This window comes from uncultured Reyranella sp. (genome assembly GCF_945957355.1).
Taxonomy (GTDB): Bacteria; Pseudomonadota; Alphaproteobacteria; order Reyranellales; family Reyranellaceae; genus Reyranella.
This window is the reverse complement of the sequence record NZ_CAMFKM010000002.1, coordinates 419,016-438,629: the sequence shown is the minus strand read 5'-3', so window position 1 is coordinate 438,629 and position 19,614 is coordinate 419,016. Positions and strand designations below refer to the sequence as shown.

The window sequence follows — 19,614 nt, the reverse complement described above, 5'->3', positions numbered from 1 at the left end:
CCGCAGGATGAAGTGATGCAGCCCGTGACCGCGAAGCCCGCCACCACGCCGGAAGCGAAGCCCCTGCCGTCCGACGCGCTGATCGTCGTGCCGGTGCGCGACCTCGTGCTGTTTCCCGAGATGGTATTCCCGGTGAGCGTCGGCCGCCCCTCGTCGGTCGCCGCCATCCAGCAGGCCGTGCGCGAACAGCGCCAGATTCTGCTGGTGCTGCAGCGCGACCCCGCGAAGGAAGAGCTGGCGCCCGCCGACCTCCACGCGGTCGGCACGGTCGTCAACATCCTGCGCTACGTCACGACGCCCGACGGCAACCATCACATCGTCTGCCAGGGCGTGCAGCGCTTCCGCATCACCGAGGTCGTCGAGGGATACCCGTTCCTGCTGGCGCGCGGCCTGCACCTGGCCGAGCCGACCGGCAGCGGACCGGAGATCGAGGCGCGCTTCCTCGTTCTGAAGCAGCAGATCCGCGACACGCTGGAACTGCTGCCACAGGTCCCGCAGGAACTGCGGCAGACGGTCGAGAGCACGACCTCCGCGGGCGCACTGGCCGACCTCGCCGCCTCCTATCTCGATTCCAAGCCGGAGGAGAAGCAGGAGATCCTGGAGGCGCTCGACCTCGTGCCGCGCCTCGACAAGGTGACCCAGCTCCTGTCCAAGCGGCTCGAAGTGTTGCGCATCAGCAGCGAGATCGGCAAGCAGACCAAGAGCTCGCTCGACGCCCGCCAGCGCGAGATGGTTCTGCGCGAGCAGATGGCCGCCATCCAGCGCGAGCTGGGCGAGGACGATTCGAACAAGCAGGCGATCGCCGATCTCGACAAGGCGATCACCGAGGCGAAGATGCCGCCGGAGGCCGAGACCGCCGCCCGCAAGGAACTGCGCCGACTGCAGCGCACGCCCGAGGCCTCGGCCGAGCACGGCATGATCCGCACCTATCTCGACACGCTGGTCGAGCTGCCCTGGGCGCTGCCCGAGACGCAGCCGATCGACATCGCCGAGGCGCGCAAGGTGCTCGACGCCGATCATTTCGGCCTGGAGAAGATCAAGAAGCGCATCGTCGAGTATCTCGCCGTGCGCAAGCTGGCGCCCGAAGGCAAGGCGCCGATTTTGTGCTTCGCCGGACCGCCGGGCGTCGGCAAGACGTCGCTCGGCCAGTCGATCGCCCGGGCGATGGGCCGCAAATTCGCGCGCGTGAGCCTGGGCGGCGTCCATGACGAGGCCGAGATCCGCGGCCATCGGCGCACCTATATCGGCGCGCTGCCGGGCACGATCATCCAGGCGATCCGCAAGGCGGGTTCGCGCGACTGCGTGATGATGCTCGACGAGATCGACAAGATGGGCAGCGGCGTGCACGGCGATCCGTCGGCGGCGATGCTGGAAGTGCTCGACCCCGAACAGAATGGCACGTTCCGCGACAACTACCTCGACGTGCCGTTCGACCTGAGCCGCGTCGTCTTCATCGCGACCGCCAACATGCTGGACACGATTCCCGGCCCGCTGCGCGACCGCATGGAGATCATCCAGCTCAGCGGCTACACGGCCGGCGAGAAGCTGCAGATCGCCAGGCGCTATCTCGTGCGCCGCCAGCTCGAAGCCAACGGCCTCACCGCCGAGCAGGCCGGCATCGACGACGAGGCGCTGCGCCTGATCATCGACGGCTACACGCGCGAGGCCGGTGTCCGCTGGCTCGAACGCGAAATCGGCCGCGCCCTGCGCCACGTCGCGGTGCAGGTGGCCGAAGGCTCGGCGACCAAGGTGCAGATCGGCAAGGCCGACGTCGAGGAGCTGCTGGGGCCCGTCCGCTTCGAGAACGACGTGGCGATGCGCACCAGCGTGCCCGGCGTGGCCACCGGCCTCGCCTGGACGCCGGTGGGCGGCGACATCCTGTTCATCGAGGCGACGCGTTCGCCCGGCAACGGACGGCTGATCCTCACCGGCCAGCTCGGCGACGTGATGAAGGAGAGCGCGCAGGCGGCATTGAGCGTCATCAAGAACAAGGCGAAGTCGATCGGCATCGACGCCGCCCTGTTCGAGAAGAACGACATCCATGTCCACGTGCCGGCCGGCGCGACGCCCAAGGACGGGCCGAGCGCCGGCGTGGCGATGTTCATGGCGCTGGCGTCGCTGATGACCGGCCGCACCATCCGCAGCGATACCGCCATGACGGGCGAGATCAGCCTGCGCGGCCTCGTCCTGCCGGTCGGCGGCATCAAGGAGAAAGTCGTGGCCGCCGCGGCCGCGGGCATCACCCGCGTGATGCTGCCCGCGCGCAACAAGCGCGACTACGACGACATCCCCGAGGAAGTCCGCAACACGCTCGAGTTCATCTGGCTCGAGAAGGTCGACGACGCGGTGGCGCAAGCGCTGACGCCCGACGCACCGGACGACAGCAACGAGGGGTAGACCTTCTTCATGTTCCTCTCCCCCTATCGGGGGAGAGGAGCTCGATAGAGAATCAAGCAATCGGCAGCGACAGCGGCGCGATCTCGTCGCCGGGACGGTGGGCGTAGTCGAGCTTGACCGAATCACGCAGCATCCGGGCCTGAGCCTCGGCGAGACGTTCCATGGCGGCCTTCGGGTCGAGATGGACGGGATCGCCGTCCTTCAGCACGACTTCGCCGTCGACCAGTACGATGCGCACCGCGCGGTCGGCGGCGTGGAACACGAAGGAGCGCAGCGGGTCGCGGGCCGGCTGCATCAGCGGATGCTCGAGGTCGACCAGCACGATGTCGGCCATCATGCCCGGCGCCAGCGCGCCGATATCGTCGCGGCCGAGCGCGGCCGCGCCACCGAAGGTCGCGGCCTCGAAGGCCCCGGCCGTGTCGAGGCTGCGGATGTCCTCGCTCATCAGGCGGCCGGCGACGATGGCCAGCCGCATCTCCTCGATCAGATTGTGCGGCGCGCAGTCGGTGCCGAGGCCGACATTGACGCCGCGCGCGCGATAGCGGCCGACATGGTCCATGGCGAGGCCGTAGCGTGCAAAGGGCTGTGGGCAGTGCGCCACCGACGCACCGGCCTCGGCGATCAGGTCGAGATCCTTGCGGGTGTGCCAGTTAACTTGCGGGTGGTCGTCCAGCAGGATGCAGTGCGCCATGATCGTGTCGGCCTTCATCAGGCCCTGCTCCGCGGCCCACTGGATGGGCGTCCTGTTGTGGCGGCGGATCATCTCGCGGACCTCGACCACCGACTGGCCGATATGGGTCGAGAAGCGGCGGCCCGTTTCATCCGCATGCTTGCGCCCCGCGGCAAACAGTTCCGGCGTCACCGTGTCGATCTGCGCCGGAAAGACCACGGCGTCGAGACGCCCCGAATTGTGCGACTCGGCTTCGTCCATCACGCGCTTGGCCTTCTCGAACTGGGCGAGGCCCGCCGCCTCGTCCCATTTCCAGGTCACGGTCTGCGGTGAGGCCATGCCCCAGCGCGCCGAGGCGAAGGTCGGCGCCGCGAAGAAACGCATGCCGCTCAGCGCCATCGTCTCCAGCCAGCCGTCGAACGGCATGGTGACGTCGCACGCGGTCGTGGTGCCGGCGCGCAGCATCTCGGAATAGGCCATCGTCGCCGCGCCCTGGCGGCCATCGTCGCCGAGCCGAAAGGCCTGCAGCCGCTCCATCAGGCCGGTCATCTGCTGTTCCGGCACGCCGTGATCCTCGCGGACACCGCGATAGCCGGGCTCGGTCGAGGGATGGGAGTGGATGTTGATCAGGCCGGGCAACGCCAGCATCCCCCGCCCGTCGATCACCGTCTCACCCGGTCCCGCCGGTCGCGCGCCGGCCGGCGTGATCTCGACGATGCGGCCGTCCTTCAGATGCAGGTCGACCTCGCGCCGGTAGACGTGGCGCTTCTCGGCACCGTCCCGGACCACGGCCCAGGAGACGTTCCGAATCGAATTGGGCCGCATCGACATGAGTTCTGCTCCCGCAAAGGCATGCCTGTTGCATAGGCACCGCAACGGGACGATAGAATCGGGAAAACGAGAGAACAAGGAGGCAGGCGATGCGGAAGATGAAATGGGCGGCTCTTGCCGCGGCGACGACGGCACTGTTCTCGGCCACGGCCGAGGCTCAGACCCTGAAGGTCGTGATGCATTCGGATGTGAAGATCGTCGACCCGATCTGGACCACCGCCTACATCGTCCGCAACTACGGCTACATGGTCTACGACACGCTGCTGGCGGTCGACGACAAGCTCGACGTCAAGCCGCAGATGCTCGAGGGCTGGAAGGTCAGCGACGACAAGCTCACCTACACCTTCACCCTGCGTGACGGCTTGAAGTTCCACGATGGCGCGCCGGTGAAGGCGGAAGACTGCATCGCCTCGATCAAGCGCTGGGCGTCGCGCGACGCAATGGGCCAGAAGCTCATGAGCTTCACCAAGGATCTCGCCGTCGTCGACGACAAGACCTTCACCCTCACGCTCAAGGAACCCTACGGTCTGGTGATCGAATCGCTCGGCAAGCCGAGTTCCAACGTACCGTTCATCATGCCCAAGAGGGTCGCCGAGACACCGGGCAACACGCAGATCACCGACTTCACCGGCTCCGGCCCATTCGTATTCCGCAAGGACCTGTGGCGGCCGGGCGAGAAGACGGTCTACGACAAGTTCAAGGACTACAAGCCGCGCGCCGAGCCGCCCTCGGCCCTGTCAGGCGGCAAGAACGTCTATGTCGACCGGGTCGAGTGGATCAATATCACCGACCCGCAGACCGCTGCGAATGCGCTGCAAACCGGCGAGATCGACATCCTCGAACAACCGCTGATCGAGATGTTGCCGCTGCTGGAGAAGGACAAGAATATCGAGGTCAAGGACCTCAATCCGCTGGGCAGCCAGTACAGCCTGCGATTCAACGTGCTGCACAAGCCGTTCGACAACGCCAGGATCCGCCAGGCCGCGCTCTACGCACTGAACCAGAAGGATTTCCTCCTGGCCGCCATCAACGACCCGAAATACTTCAAGGAGTGCAAGGCGCTCTTCATCTGCGGCACGCCCTATGCCACCGACGCGGGCTTCGAGGACAAGCTCGAATCCAATTTCGCGAAATCGAAGGAGATCCTCAAGCAGGAAGGCTATGACGGCACGCCCGTCGTGCTGCTGTTCGCGACCGACACCAACACCGGCCGCCTGACGCCGATCGCGAAATCGCTGCTGGAACGCGGTGGCTTCGTTGTCGACATGCAGGCGATGGATTGGCAGACGGTGCTGTCGCGCCGCGCCCGCAAGGAGCCCCTGAACGCAGGCGGCTGGAGCGCGTTCATGACTTCCTGGGTATCGGCCGACCTGCTCAATCCCATCGTCTCGGCCTTCGTCGGCGCTGCCTGCGAGAAGGCCGCGATCGGCTGGCCGTGCGACACCAAAATCGAGGAACTGCGCGACGCCTTCGCCAAGACGACCGATCCCGCCAAGCGCAAGGAACTGGCGACCGCGGTGCAGGTGCGCGAGTCGGAATATCCGACCTTCGCCCAGCTCGGCCAGTTCAACGTCCCGATGGCGTTCCGCAAGACCATCACCGGCAGCCTGTCCTCGCCGGCCCCGGTCTTCTGGAACATCAAGAAAGCGCAGTAGGCAACTCTTTCACCTCCCCCGCCTCACGGGGGAGGAAAGCTGAATCGTCAGCCGAGTTCGAGGCTGGTGATGCCGAACAGGCCGGCATAGTCGACGTCAGGGTCGGCACCCGTATACATGCGCGCGGTCTCGAACGAGGGTTTGAGGCCGATCTGTTGGGCAAGCTTCACGGCCGGCTTGTTGCGATCAGGTACGTCGATCGCAACGGCCGTCGCACCGAGCGTCGTGGCAAGCGCACCCACCAGCGCTGAAGCGATCTCCGGCGTCGCGGCGTAGAGCGGCCCGACGCGCGACGCCGCGGCGCAGGCGCGCATCACGGCAAAGCCCGCGATCTCGCCGTCGCGCAGGGCGACCAGGGCCGCGCGCTCCGGCAGCGAGATCCACGAAGCGAGGAATGAGTCCCGCGCCTCGGGAAAGAATCGGCGATCGTAGGCGGCGAGCCGGTCGAAGCCGACGCTGCGGGCATCGACCAGGGCGACACCCGCCGGCGGCTTGCCGGACGGTGGCGCGCCTTCATGGCGGATATTGTTCCAGGCCAGCCGGAAACCCGATTTCCGATAATTGCCCTGCTGCGCGACGACACCGTCGAGCCCGACATTGCGGCCCGTGAGTCGCGCCATGCCGGCCTGCCAGACCCGGATGCCATAGCCCTTTCCGCGCACCGCCGGCCGGGCGATGTAGAAGCCCAGGAAGCCGAAGCCCGGGCCGTATCTGACCACGGAGATGCAGGTCAGGGGCTCGCCGTCGAGTCGGCCGATCAGGAAGGCGCCGGGGTCCGTGGCAAAGAAGGCGTGGGCATCGGTGTTGCCCGGATTCCAGCCTTCGTCATTGGCCCAGGAAGCCATGCGCTGAACGTCGTCGGCGCTGCCGACGTTGATATCGAAGACCGGCATGACGCCTCCCCCTCACTCCTGCCCGGAAATCTGCGGATATTCGGCGGATGGTCAAGGTGCGTTAAGCCCAGCCCCCACACGAAGTCCGTCGGCCCGCCGCCGGATCGCCGGCGCGATCGCGAACTGCTTCAGGAGTTCGGCGCACACCAGATAGGCCACGACCAGAGCGGCGACGCTGGCGGTGACGGCAGGCGGCGGCGCCTGGAAGCCGAACCAGGCGTCGGCCTGCGTGAAGGGCAGGACCATCGCCACCAGCAGCGCGGCGAGCGACGACAGGGTCAGGGCGGGATGCGGCCAGTTGCGCCACGGGCGGCCGTTGGTGCGGATGATGAAGATCACCAGGATCTGGGTCGCCATGGACTCCAGGAACCACACGGTGCGGAACTCCTCGGGCACGGCGTGAAAGACCAGCAACAGGCCGGCAAAGGTCAGCAGGTCGAAGGCGGACGATAGCGGCCCCATGATACCCGCGAACACCATCAGACCGCGCATGTTCCAGACCTGGGGCGACGCCACCGCCTCGGGGCGCACGGTGTCGAAGGGAATGCCGATCTCGGAGAAATCGTAGAGCAGATTGTTGAGCAGGATCTGCGTCGGCAGCATGGGGAGGAAGGGCAGGAACAGCGACGCGACCGCCATGGACAGCATGTTGCCGAAGTTCGAGCTGGCTCCCATGCGCACGTACTTCAGGATGTTGGCGAAGGTGCGCCGGCCCTCCTCGACGCCGTCGGCCACCACTTCGAGATCGGGTGCCAGCAGGATCATGTCGGCAGCGGCCTGGGCCACCCCGGTGGCGCCGTCGACCGACAGGCCGATGTCGGCGACCTTGAGGGCCGGCGCATCGTTGATGCCGTCGCCCAGGAAACCCACGACATCGCCTCGCGACTGGAGCGCCTTGATCAGCCGCGATTTCTGGTCGGGGGCGAGCCGTCCATAGGCATCGACCGTCTGGACCTGGACCGCCAGCGCATCGTCGCTGAGCTCGTCGATGTCCGATCCCGACAGAACCATCTCCGGATTGAGCCCGACCAGGCCGGCCAGCCGCTTCACCACGACCGGATCGTCGCCCGACAGGATCTTGACCCGGATGCCGGCCGCCGCCAGCCGTGCGATGGCCGCAGTGCAGGTGGCCTTGGGCGGATCCGCGAAGGCGCAGATCCCCTCGAACGTAAGGCGGGTTTCATCGCTCGCCTCCAGCTCATGCGAGGTACCGGACCAGGGACGCGAGGCGACGGCCACCGCCCGCAGCCCCTGCTCCGCCAGCGCCCGCACGCGCGCCTGGGCGGCGAGATGACCGGCCGCATCCATGGCGACCAGCCCCGCCGCCGTCCGCATCGACGTGCAGAGCGGGATGAGCGCTTCCGGCGCGCCCTTGGCGATCAGCAGCTTCTCGTCCGGCCCCTCGGCCAGCACGGAGCCCACGCGTCGATTGAAGTCGAAGGCATGGCGCGCGAGCAGGCTCCAGCCCTCGGCAGCCCCCGGCGAGCCGGCCACCAGGGCGGCGTCGAGCGCCCCGCGATCGCCGCCGAGCGCGGCGGAGATCGCGCCGAGACGCGCCGCGCGGTCGTCAGCGGCGCCTTCGGCATCGAGGCTCTGCGCCAGGGTGATCTCCGCCGACGTGAGCGTCCCGGTCTTGTCGGTGCACAGGACCGTCATGGCGCCGAGATCGTGGATCGAGGCCAACCGCTTCACGATCACCTTGCGCGCCGCCATGCGCAGCGCCCCGCGCGACAGGGTGACGGTGGTGATCATGGGCAGGAGTTCCGGCGTCAGGCCGACGGCCAGTGCCACGGAGAACATCAGCGATTCCAGCACCGGCCGGCCGAACAGCACATGCGTGGCCAGCACCACCAGAACGAGGGCGATGGTGAGTCGCGCCGTGAGCAGGCCGAACGTGTGCAGGTCGCGCTGGAACGGCGATGGCGCCTGCGCCTCGGCCAGTGCCGAAGCGGCGGCGCCGAACAGGGTCGAGCGACCCGTGCCGACGACCAGTGCGAGGGCCTCGCCGGTCTGGGCGACGGCGCCCCGAAACAATGCATTGGAGGCTTCTCCGGCATTGCGGGCCGTCACCCTGCCCGGGCGCTTCTCGACGGGATAGGGCTCGCCCGTCAGGGCTGCCTCGCCGACGGTGAAGGCAGCCGCCTCCAGCACTAGCGCGTCGGCCGGAATGATATCGCCCGCGCGCACCCGCACGAGATCGCCTGGTACCAGAGTTTCGACCTCCACACGCACGAAGGCGCCGTCGCGCTTCGCCTCGGCCTTCAGCGCCACCGACCGCCGCAGCTCTTCGGCCGCCCGGAGCGCCCGGCCTTCCTGGAAGGTATCGAGGCCGATCGACAGCGCCAGAATGGTGACGATGATGGCGCCGCCGATACCGTCGCCGGTTCCGGCCGACACGATGCCGGCCGCCAGCAGGATCAGCGACAGCGGCTCGAGCAGGCGCCGGAAGATGGCGACCGCGGCGTTCGCACGCCGCGGTGGCACATCAGAGTTCGGTCCGTGGCGGGCGAGCCGTGCCGATGCCTCGGCCGAGGTGAGTCCGTCCGGACCACAACCCAATTCGGCCGCCGCCTCCTCCTTGCTGCGGGTCCAGAACGGAACGTGGTTCGGGGCGCCCATGCGGGGACATTATAGCCCCGCCTGCTCTCGCCGGGAGCTATTCCGCCGCCTCGCGATGGGCCGGGAAGAACTGGTTCTCCGGCCGCGGCAGGCCGAGATTCTCGCGCAAGGTCGTGCCTTCATACTCGGTGCGGAAGAGACCGCGGCGCTGCAGCTCGGGCACGACCTTGTCGACGAAGTCGTCCAGCCCGCCCGGCAGGTAGGGGAACATGACGTTGAAGCCGTCGCAGGCTTCGGTCACGAGCCACTCCTCCATCTGGTCAGCGATCATCGCCGGTGTGCCCAGCATGCCGAGCCCGCCATAACCGCCGAGGCGACCGGCGATCTGGCGCACGGTCAGGTTCTCGCGCTTGCCGAGTTCGATCACCCGCTCGCGACCGCTCTTGCTCGCCTCGGTCTCGGGAATGTCGTCGGGCAGCGGCTTGTCGGGATCGAACTGGCGGGCATCGACGCCCAGCGCCATCGAGACGGCGGCGATCGAGCTGTCGTAGTTCACGAGACTGTCGAGCCGTGCCCGCTTCTCCTTCGCCTCGTCGAGGGAGTCGCCCACCACCACGAAGGCGCCGGGCAGGATCTTGATGTGGTCGGGATTGCGGCCGATCTTCGCGGCGCGGCCCTTCACGTCGGCATAGAAGGCACGTGCGCCGTCGATCGGGCCGCCGGCGGCGAACACCATCTCGGCCGTCTCGGCCGCAAGCTGGCGTCCGGCATCGGAGGCGCCGGCCTGCACGATGACGGGCCAGCCCTGGACCGGGCGGGCGATGTTCAGCGGCCCGCGCACCTTCAGGTACTTGCCCTTGTGATCGAGCACATGCAGGCGCGACGGATCGAAATAGACGCCGCTCTCGACATCGCGGATGAAGGCATCGTCGGCCCACGAGTCCCAAAGACCGATCACCACGTCGAAGAACTCGCGCGCGCGCGCATAGCGCTCGGCATGGGGCATCTGGTCGTCCAGGCCGAAGTTCAGCGCCGCGTCGGGATTGGACGTCGTCACCAGGTTCCAGCCGGCGCGGCCCTCGCTGATATGGTCGAGCGAGGCGAAGCGGCGGGCGATCGTGTAGGCCGGCTCGAAGGTGCTCGACGCGGTGGCGATCAGGCCGAGATGCTTGGTGGCCATCGCCAGCGCGGGCAGCAGGGTCAGCGGATCGAACGAGGTCACCGTGGCGCTGCGCTTCAGTGCGTCCATCGGCATGTTCAGGACGGCCAGGTGATCGGCCATGAAGAAGGCGTCGAACTTGCCGCGCTCCAGCGTCTGCGCGTACTTCACCAGCGCCTTGAGATTGAAGTTGGCGTCCGGCGTGCCGCCGGGATAGCGCCACGCGGCAGTGTGGATGCTGACAGGGCGCATGAAGGCGCCGAGGCGAAGCTTCTTCTGGGTCATGGGCGGTATGTTGCGCCCGCCGAGCGGACCGGCAAGGCCCGCTCGGACGACAAGAACTAATTCAACGAATTATTTCCCCAATCAGACGATCGGCGGATGCTTTTTGTCCGTCCCCGCCACGCGTTCCCAGGCGCGCGCCACCTGGAAAACCGTCGCTTCGTCGAAGTAACGGCCGACGAACTGGACCGAGACCGGCATGCCGCCGACCGAGAGGCCGGCCATCATGGCGAGCGCCGGATGGCCGGTGACGTTGAACGGCGTGCGGGCCTGGCGCGGATAGGTACGTGCGACCTCGGCCGTATCCTCGATGCGGCAGGCCGGGTCCATCGAGCTGGCGCAGAGCAGCACGTCGACCTCGCGGAAGGCGGCCTCGACCTCGGCGATCATCTGCAGGCGGCGGCGGCTCGCCAGCATGTAGTCGCCGGCGCTCATGAAGGCCCCGGCCATCAGGCGCTGACGACCGAGCTTCCCGTAGTCGCCGGGACGTTCGCTGAGCCATGGTCCATGGATCGACCAGGCCTCGCTCTGGAGGATCACGCGGTTCACGGCGCCGAACTCGTTGAGCGACGGCAAGGTGATGGTACGCACCTCGGCACCCTCGACCTGCAAGCTGCGCGCGACATGCTCCAGTGCCGCCGTGACCTCGGGATTGGCGGGCGTGTCGATCTCATGGAAATGACGGACGAAGCCGACGCGAAGGCCGCGTATGCCGCGGTCGAGCGCGGCGCCGTAGTGACCCTGCGCGGACGCCGCGCTGCCGGGATCGAGCGGATCGTGGCCGGCGATCGCTTCCAGCATGAGTGCATTGTCGGCGACGGTGCGCGTCATCGGCCCGACATGGTCGAGCGTGAAGGAGAGCGGAAAGACGCCGCGGCGCGAGACCAGCCCATAAGTCGGCTTCAGGCCGACGATACCGCAGCAGCTCGCGGGGTTGCGCACGCTGCCGCCGGTGTCGGTGCCCAGCGCCATCGGGAACAGGCCGGCCGCCACGCCCGACCCGGAGCCGGACGAGGAGCCGCCGGGATGATGATCGGTGTTCCACGGATTGCGGGCCGGCGGCCACGGCAGGTCGAAGCTCGGCCCGCCGATGGCGAACTCGTGCGTCGAGAGCTTGCCCAGCACGATGGCCCCGGCGCCCCGCAGCTTCTCGACGCAGACCGCGTCGGCGGTCGCCATGTTGTCCTGCAGGACCTTGGAATGACAGGTCGTCGGAAGGCCTGCGACGTCGATGATGTCCTTGATGCCGACCGGCACGCCGTGCAGCGGCCCGCGCAGGCGGCCCGACTGGGCCTCCGTTTCGGCGGCCAGGGCGGCCGCCATCGCGGCCTCGCCGTCGATCCGGATGAAGGCATTGAGCGTGGGATCGAGCCGCTCGATGCGGTCGAGCAGCGCCTTCGTGAGATCGACCGGCGAAAGCTCCTTCGCGGCGATGGCGCGGGCGGCCGCGCCGACCGTCATCCAGTGCAGGTCGCTCATAGCGTCGTCCCCGCCTTCATCGGCGGCCACGGCTCGGCCCTCGGATCGGCCGGGCGCTTGATCTTCTGCGCCACGTCGGCCGCCTGCGTCGCGGCAATCGTCACATCTTCCGGGAAATCGGCCAGCGCCCTGGCAAGGCCGGCGCGGCGTGCCAGCATTTCAATCGTGTCCTTGTCCACGGCACCTCTCCATCATTGCGAAGGATGCAGGCACGAGTCGTGCCAGCCACCGCAGAGACTAACGCGTCGGAACCGCGGCCGGCGAGGCGAGACCCGGCGGGTGCTTGTGCCAGGCGCGGCCCTCCACGATCTCCCGCACGCCATATTCGTAGAGAGCGTTCATGTAGGCTTGGTCGAATTCGCCCTTCTTGGGCGCCTCGAAATCACGGCCGATGTAGGCAAGGTTGTAATCGACCTTGTCGCGCTGCGAGACGAAGTAGGTCCGCAACACGTCGTTGAAGCCGCTGGCCGCCAGCATCGCCACGATCGCGCGGCCGGCGATGGTGATGGTGCGGCGCTCGGCCATCGCATAATCCGGATCGAGGCGGGCATTGCGGATGATGTAGGCGTGCCGTTCGCGCTTCAGGCTCGCAATGTCGATCGACGGTGGATAGAGGAAAAGCTGGGCGATGGCGCCGCCGTCGACATGCAGCTCCTGGTACTTCTTGCCGTCGAGTTCGACGTCGATCAGCACCGGCTGGAAGGCACCGGGAATGGCGGCCGACGCGCGCAGGATCTTGCGGAAGAGATCGAGCGAGCCCGGATGCCCGCTGGCGGCGATGGCGCCGATGTTCCAGATCACCGGCCGCTGGGCGTCGAGGTCGGTGGTGCCGATCATCAGCAGCCGCCCCTTCTTGTACTCGGCGGCAATCGCATCCAGCATCTTCTGGTCGGCATACTTGGCAATGACCTGCGCGAGGGGCGTGGTATCCGCCATGGCGTCGTCGAACAGGGCCGCCGTCAGGCCGCGCATGCGGAAGACCTTGTCCGGCGTCATGGTCGTGTAGACCTCGCGCAATTGCGCGTCGTAGTCGGAGCCCAGGAAGGCAAAGGGCGCGATCAGCGCACCGGTGCTGACGCCGGTGACCATCTTGAAGGTCGGACGCGTGCCGACGGCCGTCCATCCATTCATGATCCCGGCCCCGAACGCGCCATTGTCTCCGCCGCCGGACACGGCGAGGAAATAGGCTGGCGGGATCCGCGTCAGCGGCTTGCCCTCGGCACGCAAGGCGGCTGCCTCACGCTCGCCGGACCGCACGCCCTCCTCGACCATCAGCCTGGCGTCGCCATCGGCGTAGAAGCGCGCGTTGGGAATGCCGAGCGGCTGCGCCAGATCCGTGTGGGTCCGCGGCACCGCGTCGCCGCGGTCGGGAATGGAACATCCCGTTCCGACCACGCACACCAAGGCCAATACAAGAAGAAAGCGAATTGCCGACATGTCCCCTCCCCCGAGGTCTCCGATCAGTCGAGTTGTAGCACCATCGCCTTGAGATAGGCCGTCTCAGGCAGGTTCGGATGAACCGGATGATCCAGCGCCGCGCCGCTGCTCAGCAGGATGCGGCCGGTCCGCTCGGCATCGCGCAAGCCGCGCCGGACCTGCTCGGCGAACAGCGGCGGGTCGACGAGGTGCGAGCACGAGGCCACGAAGAAGAAGCCACCCTTGGTGACCAGCGGTGCCGCCAGACGCACCAGCTTGCGATAGCCCTGAGCACCGGTCTTGAGGTCCTTGCGGCTCTTCACGAAGGCCGGGGGATCGCAGATCACGACCTCGTAGCTGCGCGGCTTCTCCTTCTCCAGCGCCTCGAACACCTCGCTCTTGCGGAAGGACACGATCTTGTCGACCCCGTTCAGCGCCGCCGCCTGCTGGGCCGCGTTGAGGGCGGGCTGCGAACGATCGAGGCAGACGACGGACTTCGCCCCGCGCGTCGCCGCCAGGACGCCGAAGCCGCCGCTGTAGCAATAGGCATCGAGGACACGCGCGTCCTTTGCGAGGCCCGCCATGAAGCGCCGGTTGTCGCGCTGGTCGTAGAACCAGCCGGTCTTCTGGCCTTCCGAAAGATCGGCGACGAAGCGCGCATCGTTCTCGATCAGCTCAATGCTGCCGGCCTCTCCCTTGGCCACGACCACCTCGCGCTTCAGCCCTTCGAGCTCGCGCACCGGCGAATCGTTCTTGAGAACGATCGTCTTCGGCGAGAACTCGGCTTCCAGGGCCTCCAGCAGGACCGGCGTCAGCGCGTCCATGCCGGCCGTATTGACCTGGACCACGAAGGCATCGCCGAAGCGGTCGATGATCACGCCCGGCAGGCCGTCGGCCTCGGCATGGATCAGCCGGTAATAGGGTACGCCGACCAGCCGGTCGCGCAGCGCCGCCGCCTGGGTCAGGCGACGACCGATGAACAGCGCATCGACCTGCGCTTCAGGGTTCGTGCTGAGAACGCGCGCCGCGATCAGCGAATGCGGATTGAAGGTGACCAGCGCCAGCGCCTCGCCGCCCGGGGCGCGCAGGGTGGCCAGGCTGCCGACCGGGATCGCCTTGGCGTCGGCGTCCATCAGGATCTCGTTGGAGAAGGCCCAGGGATGGCCGGCGCGGACGCGGCGATCCTCGCCGGCGCGCAGGATGACGGTGGGGAGCTTCTTCAGGGCCAAATCTATTCTCCTCGGGCAGCGCCATCGCGCCGCGGATCGGCGCCACCCTCCCACCCGTCGCCACTGCGGCGGAGGGCGGTCAGGCCGCCTTCATGCCGGCGGACTTGTACTTCATGGCCCAGCGCGCGCAAGGCGGCCGCCTGGTCGGCAATCGGCGTCCCCTCCTCCAGCTCGGTCGCGCCGTTCAGGTTGATCACCCGCGGCAAATCGACTGCGGCCTGGGCCGACAGGTCCCAGTCGAGCAAGCCGATCAGGGCCTGCAGCGTGTCGCCGATGATGCGTGCGCCGCCAGCCGACCCCAGCGCCGCCACCAGCCTGCCGTCGCGATCGAGCACGAAGGTCGGCGACATTGACGAGCGCGGCCGCTTGCCGGGCTGCACCCGGTTGGCCACCGGCTTCCCGTCGAGCTCAGGCCGCGGCGAGAAATCGGTGAGTTCGTTATTCAGCAGGAAGCCGCGCACCATCATGTGCGACCCGAACGGCGCCTCTATGGTGGTGGTGAAGCTGACGGCATTGCCCCAGCGATCGACGATGCTGACATGACTGGTGCCGCGCTCGACATAGCCCGGCGGGATGCCGGGACCGACCGGTCCCATGCTGCGGTCCGGCGACATCAGCTTGCGGCGCTCCGCGAGATAGGCGGGCGACAGAAGGCCGGCCACCGGCACGTCCACGAAGGCGGGATCGGCGACGTAGCGGTCGCGGTCGGCGAAGGCGAGCCGGCTCGCCTCGGCGATCAGATGGACGGCGCGAAGATCGTTGGGCGCATCGCGCTGGATGTCGAAAGGCTGGATCAGGCCCAGCACCTGCAGGATCGCGATGCCGCCCGACGAGGGCGGCGGCATCCCGCAGACGACCCAGACGCGATAGGGCCCGCACACGGGCTCGCGCTTGACCGGCTTGTAGTCGGCGAGATCGGCGGCGGAGAGCGTACCGGGCCGGGGGTGGCTTCGCACGCGCTCGACCATCTCCGTCGCGATCGGGCCTTCGTACATCACCCGCGCACCCTGCGCGGCGATCAGGCCCATCGTCTCGGCAAGCGCCGGATTGGCGATGCGCTCATTCAGCTTGCGGGGCGAGCCATCGGCATTGAAGTAAGTCTCGCGGATCGCCGGCTCCGCGCGCAGGGCGGGAATCCTTTGCAGCCACGCGGCGAGGCGCGACGAGACCGGGAAGCCGTCGCGTGCCGCGGCGATCGCCGGACTGAACAGGTCGGCCCAGGCAAGCTTGCCCTTTTCCTTGTGGGCGAGTTCCAGCATGGCCAGGAGACCGGGAACGCCGACCGAGAGTCCGGAAACGACGGCTTCGCGATAACCCAGCGGCTTGCCGTCGGGCGCGAGGAACATGCCAGGCGTCGCGCCGGCCGGCGCCGTCTCGCGACCGTCATAGACGGTGATGGCGTGGCTGGCGCCATCGTAGTGCAGCAGGAAGCCGCCGCCGCCAATGCCCGAGGCTTGCGGCTCGACGACACCCAGCACCATCTGGACGGCGATCGCCGCATCGAGGGCGGTGCCGCCGCGTCGAAGCATCTCTAGCCCCGCCTCGACCGCCAGCGGGTGCGCCGCGGCCACCATCGACTGCGGCGCCGCCTGCGCCAGCGGCACGCGGCAGGTCGCGACCAGCAGCAGCGCCATACCCAGCAGGCGGCTTAACTTCATGCGCGGCGCGCCACGATGAAGAGACGGCGGAAGGGAAACAGCGTGATGCCGTCGGGACGCGTCGGATAGGCTTTGCGCAGCAGCGCGGCATAGGCCTCGTAGAACTCTGTGCGCTCCGGCTCCTGCAGCAATTCGAGGTACGGCCGCAGGCCGGTCGACGACGTGTATTGCGCGACCGGATCCTTGCCGGTGAGCGGCTGCTGGTAGATCGTCTCCCAGATTTCCAGGTCCGAACAGAGCGGCTTCAGTACGTCGTAGTAACGCTCCGGGTCCTCGACCTTCACGATCGGGCGCACCCTGGTGAGCTTGTCGCGCCACGGACCGGCCTGGGCTGCCGTGTGCATCGACGCATGCGAGGGCGCTTCATGGTTGCGCGGCATCTGGATCGCAAGCTGTCCCCCCGGCGGCAGGAGCTTCACGAGGCCCGGGAACATGTCGATGTGTCCGTCGAGCCACTGATAGGCCGCGTTGCTGTAGAGAATGCCGGGCGGCAGGCCGGGCTTGAAGTGCGCGAGGTCGCCCTTCTCGAACGTCACGCGCGTATCGTTCGTCTGGCTGCGCGCCTTGGCGAGCATCTCCTCCGACGAATCGATGCCGATGACCGGCGCCCCGGGGAAGCGCTCGGCAAGAATGCGCGAGATGTTCCCCGCGCCGCACCCGAGATCGTAGATCGCATGCCCCGGACGCGCGGCGTTCGCCGGATCGAGTCGGCCCATCAGGTCGAGCGCGGGCCGCGTGCGATGGTCGGCGAACTTCAGGTAGAGGTTGGCATCCCACACCGTGGACTTCTGCTCGCTCACGTCACTTCTCCTCGAACGCCTCGTCGATCGGCACGCGATAGGCCGTCGCGATCTTGTTGCCCTTCTGCGCGGCCAGCACGACCGCCATGAACTCCCCGAACATCTCCTCGGTCATGCCCTTCTGGCGCGCCATGTAGCCATGCGAGTTGATGCAGTAGTCGCACTGGTTGGCGACGGAGACTGCGAGATAGATCAGCTCTTTCGTGAGACCGTCGAGCGCACCCGGCGCCATCACCGCCTTCATCTCGGCGGCGAAGCGTTCCATCGTGTCGGGATGGCGGGCCAGCGCCTTCCAGACATTGTTGATCTTCGCCGGATCGCTGCCGCGCGCTTTTGCGATTCCCTCGACGACCGCCTTGGCCCGCGGGTTCATGTCCTCGTACTCGGTCAGCTTGGCCATGCGTGATTGCTCCAGGAATGAAAAGGGCCGGCAGTGTGCCGGCCCCATCTTGGCTTTTTCAGGCCAATTGGTCAGTACATATGCTGGCCGCCGTTGATCGACAGGGTCGAGCCGGTGATGAAGCCGGCGTCGTCGGCGACCAGGAACATCACGCCGCGGCCGATTTCCTCGGCCTTGCCGAGGCGGCCGACCGGTATCTTGGCCACGATCTTCTCCAGCACGTTGGCCGGCACCGCCGACACCATGTCGGTGTCGGTGTAACCCGGCGCGATTGCATTCACGGTGATGCCCTTGGGCGCGCCTTCCTGGGCCAGCGCCTTGGTGAAGCCGTGGATGCCGGACTTGGCGGCGGCGTAGTTCACCTGCCCGTACTGGCCACCCTGGCCGTTGATCGAGCCGATGTTGACGATGCGACCGAAGCCGCGCGCATTCATGCCGTCCCACACCGCCTTGCTCATGTTGAAGCAGGAGCCGAGGTTGGTGTCGATGACGGCCTCCCACATGTCGCGCGTGAGACGGCGCATCGTGGAATCGCGTGTGATGCCCGCATTGTTCACCAGGACCTCGACCGGTCCGAGATCCTTCTCGATCTCGGCGACGGCCTTCTGGCAGGCATCGAAGTCGCAGACGTCGAACTTGTAGACACCGATACCGGTCTCGGCCTTGAACTTCTGCGCAGCCTCGTCGTTGCCTGCGTAGGTTGCGGCGACCCTGTAGCCCTTGTCCTTCAGCATCCGGGAGATGGCACCGCCGATGCCACGTGTTCCGCCCGTCACGACTGCTACCCGTCCGGCCATTTTTTCCTCCCTTGAGATGACGCTCCGCAGTCTAGCCGGTTATCCCCCGTCGCGGGCAAGCGTCAGATTGCCGTCGCGGCCCGGTTCGAATTGAACGACGCCGCCGGATAGAGAGGGCCGGCGCCTCGCCTCTAGAAGCAACGTCATGAAGCCCTTCACCGCCCTGCTCGGCGCCGCCGCCGGGACCCACGCCGCCGACCAGATGGCGCTCGCCACCCTGCCCCTGACGGCTACCCTCGTCCTCGGTGCCGGCCCCGACCTGCTCGGCCTGCTCGTCGCCGCACAGAGTGCGGCCTGGCTATTGGTCTCCCTGCCCGCCGGCACCTGGATCGACCGCCTGCCGCGCCGGCGGATGCTGATCGTCGCGCTGGCGCTCGGCCTCACCGCCTCTCTCGTCGCGGTTGCGGCGGCGGCCACCGGCCAGGTGTTCCTGCTGGGCCTTGCCGCCATCGCCGGCGCCTCGGGCACGGTCGTCTATGTCCTGACGTCGGTCTCGTTGTTGCCGAGCCTGGTGCCGGCGGGCGACCTGCCCCGCGCCAATGCCCGCCTCGAGCTGGCGCGCGCCGTCGTAAGCCTTGCCGCGCCGTTCGTGGCCGGCTTGCTGGCGCAACACCTGTCACCGACCTGGGGCTATGCGCTGGCCACCCTCGGCGCGGCCCTGGCGCTGGTCTGCGTGCTGGCACTGCCGAAGGGGGCGGCGCCGACCTCCGAAACCGGCCGCCCGGGCTTCGCCAACGCCATCCGGATCGGCGCCGTCTTCGTCGTCCGCAACGAGCTGCTGCGCGGCATCAGCCTCTGCGCGATCTTCTGGAACTTTGCCTTCTTCGCCCTGCTCGCCGTCTGGGCGCCTCTGGCGCTGGGCCCGCTCGGCCTCGACCCGGCGCATATGGGTCTCGCCCAGTCGACCTACGGCGCCGGGCTGATCCTGGGCGCGCTGGTGGCGCCGGTCAGCGCCCGGCGGCTGCCGCCACTCGTGACCCTGATCTTCGGGCCGGCCGTATCGATCATCGCTGCCATGCTGTTCCTGGCGGCTCCTTCGGGCAGCGGCCTGATCCTCGCGGCCGCCGGCTACTTCCTCGTGGGCTTCGGCCCGATGCTGTGGGCGATCTGCCAGACCACGGTCCGCCAGCTGGTGACGCCCTCGCCCCTGATGGGCCGGGTCAATGCCACCGTCCAGACGGCGATCTACGGCGTCCGTCCGCTGGGCGCCCTGGCCGGCGGCTTCGTGGCGGCACAGGCCGGCCTGCACGCCGCGCTCCTGATGATTGCCGTGGCCTTCGCGCTTTCCACCCTCGTCATCGTTCTGTCACCGCTGGCCAGGATGCGCGTCCTGCCGCAGCCCGCGGCGGGCGACGCACAGGCTTGACCCGCAGGCCGGTCCGTCGGACT

Annotated in this window: 15 protein-coding genes; 3 read left to right on the top strand and 12 right to left on the bottom strand. The window is 67.9% G+C overall.

All coding sequences use genetic code 11. The features are described from left to right. The first annotated feature begins 15 nt into the window (after positions 1 to 15). A complete protein-coding gene (gene lon, locus Q0Q48_RS05160; RefSeq protein ID WP_295135216.1) occupies positions 16 to 2,397 on the top strand; it encodes an endopeptidase La in 2,382 nt (793 codons plus the stop codon). Between the two features lie 52 nt (positions 2,398 to 2,449). Here the strand turns inward: lon and Q0Q48_RS05155 are convergent, their stop codons facing one another. Beyond that, complete coding sequence (locus Q0Q48_RS05155) at positions 2,450 to 3,898, bottom strand: amidohydrolase family protein (RefSeq protein ID WP_295134991.1); 1,449 nt, start codon at positions 3,896 to 3,898, stop codon at positions 2,450 to 2,452. 89 nt (positions 3,899 to 3,987) lie between these two features. Here Q0Q48_RS05155 and Q0Q48_RS05150 point away from each other — a divergent pair, with 89 nt between their 5' ends. After that, the gene (locus Q0Q48_RS05150) at positions 3,988 to 5,553 is read left to right on the top strand and encodes an ABC transporter substrate-binding protein (RefSeq protein WP_295134989.1); all 1,566 of its coding nucleotides are present in this window, start codon (positions 3,988 to 3,990) and stop codon (positions 5,551 to 5,553) included. 47 nt (positions 5,554 to 5,600) lie between these two features. On the opposite strand, the gene Q0Q48_RS05145 is transcribed toward Q0Q48_RS05150, so the two are convergent. The 11 genes from Q0Q48_RS05145 to phbB all read right to left on the bottom strand — a co-directional run bounded on the left by Q0Q48_RS05145 (position 5,601) and on the right by phbB (position 18,225). Further along, positions 5,601 to 6,446: a GNAT family N-acetyltransferase gene (locus Q0Q48_RS05145; protein WP_295134986.1), complete on the bottom strand. Its 846-nt coding sequence runs from the start codon at positions 6,444 to 6,446 to the stop codon at positions 5,601 to 5,603. Between the two features lie 51 nt (positions 6,447 to 6,497). Beyond that, complete coding sequence (gene mgtA / locus Q0Q48_RS05140) at positions 6,498 to 9,065, bottom strand: magnesium-translocating P-type ATPase (RefSeq protein WP_295134984.1); 2,568 nt, start codon at positions 9,063 to 9,065, stop codon at positions 6,498 to 6,500. Between the two features lie 37 nt (positions 9,066 to 9,102). Then, entirely contained in the window at positions 9,103 to 10,449 is a 1,347-nt protein-coding gene (locus Q0Q48_RS05135; RefSeq protein WP_295134981.1) for an LLM class flavin-dependent oxidoreductase, read from the bottom strand. 81 nt (positions 10,450 to 10,530) lie between these two features. Further along, positions 10,531 to 11,925, bottom strand: a complete 1,395-nt coding sequence (locus tag Q0Q48_RS05130; protein WP_295134978.1) for an amidase — start codon at positions 11,923 to 11,925, stop codon at positions 10,531 to 10,533. Beyond that, on the bottom strand, positions 11,922 to 12,104 hold the full coding sequence (locus Q0Q48_RS05125) for a hypothetical protein (RefSeq protein ID WP_295134975.1): 183 nt from the start codon (positions 12,102 to 12,104) through the stop codon (positions 11,922 to 11,924). The genes Q0Q48_RS05130 and Q0Q48_RS05125 overlap by 4 nt, the downstream gene beginning before the upstream one ends. Positions 12,105 to 12,162: 58 nt before the next feature. Then, entirely contained in the window at positions 12,163 to 13,362 is a 1,200-nt protein-coding gene (locus Q0Q48_RS05120) for a patatin-like phospholipase family protein (RefSeq protein WP_295134972.1), read from the bottom strand. Between the two features lie 23 nt (positions 13,363 to 13,385). Then, positions 13,386 to 14,570 carry a class I SAM-dependent rRNA methyltransferase gene (locus Q0Q48_RS05115; protein ID WP_295134969.1) on the bottom strand — a complete coding sequence of 395 codons (1,185 nt, stop codon included), beginning with the start codon at positions 14,568 to 14,570 and terminating at the stop codon, positions 13,386 to 13,388. A 2-nt stretch (positions 14,571 to 14,572) separates the two neighbouring features. Next, positions 14,573 to 16,228, bottom strand: coding sequence for a gamma-glutamyltransferase (gene ggt, locus Q0Q48_RS05110; RefSeq protein ID WP_295134966.1), 1,656 nt, complete (start codon positions 16,226 to 16,228; stop codon positions 14,573 to 14,575). After that, entirely contained in the window at positions 16,225 to 17,028 is an 804-nt protein-coding gene (locus Q0Q48_RS05105; protein ID WP_295134964.1) for a methyltransferase domain-containing protein, read from the bottom strand. Before Q0Q48_RS05105 ends, ggt begins: the two co-directional genes overlap by 4 nt. Before the next feature lies 1 nt (position 17,029). Continuing rightward, entirely contained in the window at positions 17,030 to 17,428 is a 399-nt protein-coding gene (locus Q0Q48_RS05100) for a carboxymuconolactone decarboxylase family protein (protein WP_295134961.1), read from the bottom strand. A 71-nt stretch (positions 17,429 to 17,499) separates the two neighbouring features. Continuing rightward, a complete protein-coding gene (phbB, locus tag Q0Q48_RS05095; RefSeq protein ID WP_295134958.1) occupies positions 17,500 to 18,225 on the bottom strand; it encodes an acetoacetyl-CoA reductase in 726 nt (241 codons plus the stop codon). A gap of 145 nt (positions 18,226 to 18,370) precedes the next feature. Here phbB and Q0Q48_RS05090 point away from each other — a divergent pair, with 145 nt between their 5' ends. After that, positions 18,371 to 19,591 (top strand): MFS transporter, encoded by a 1,221-nt coding sequence (locus tag Q0Q48_RS05090; protein ID WP_295134955.1) that lies wholly within the window; start codon positions 18,371 to 18,373, stop codon positions 19,589 to 19,591. The last annotated feature ends 23 nt before the right edge of the window (positions 19,592 to 19,614 follow it).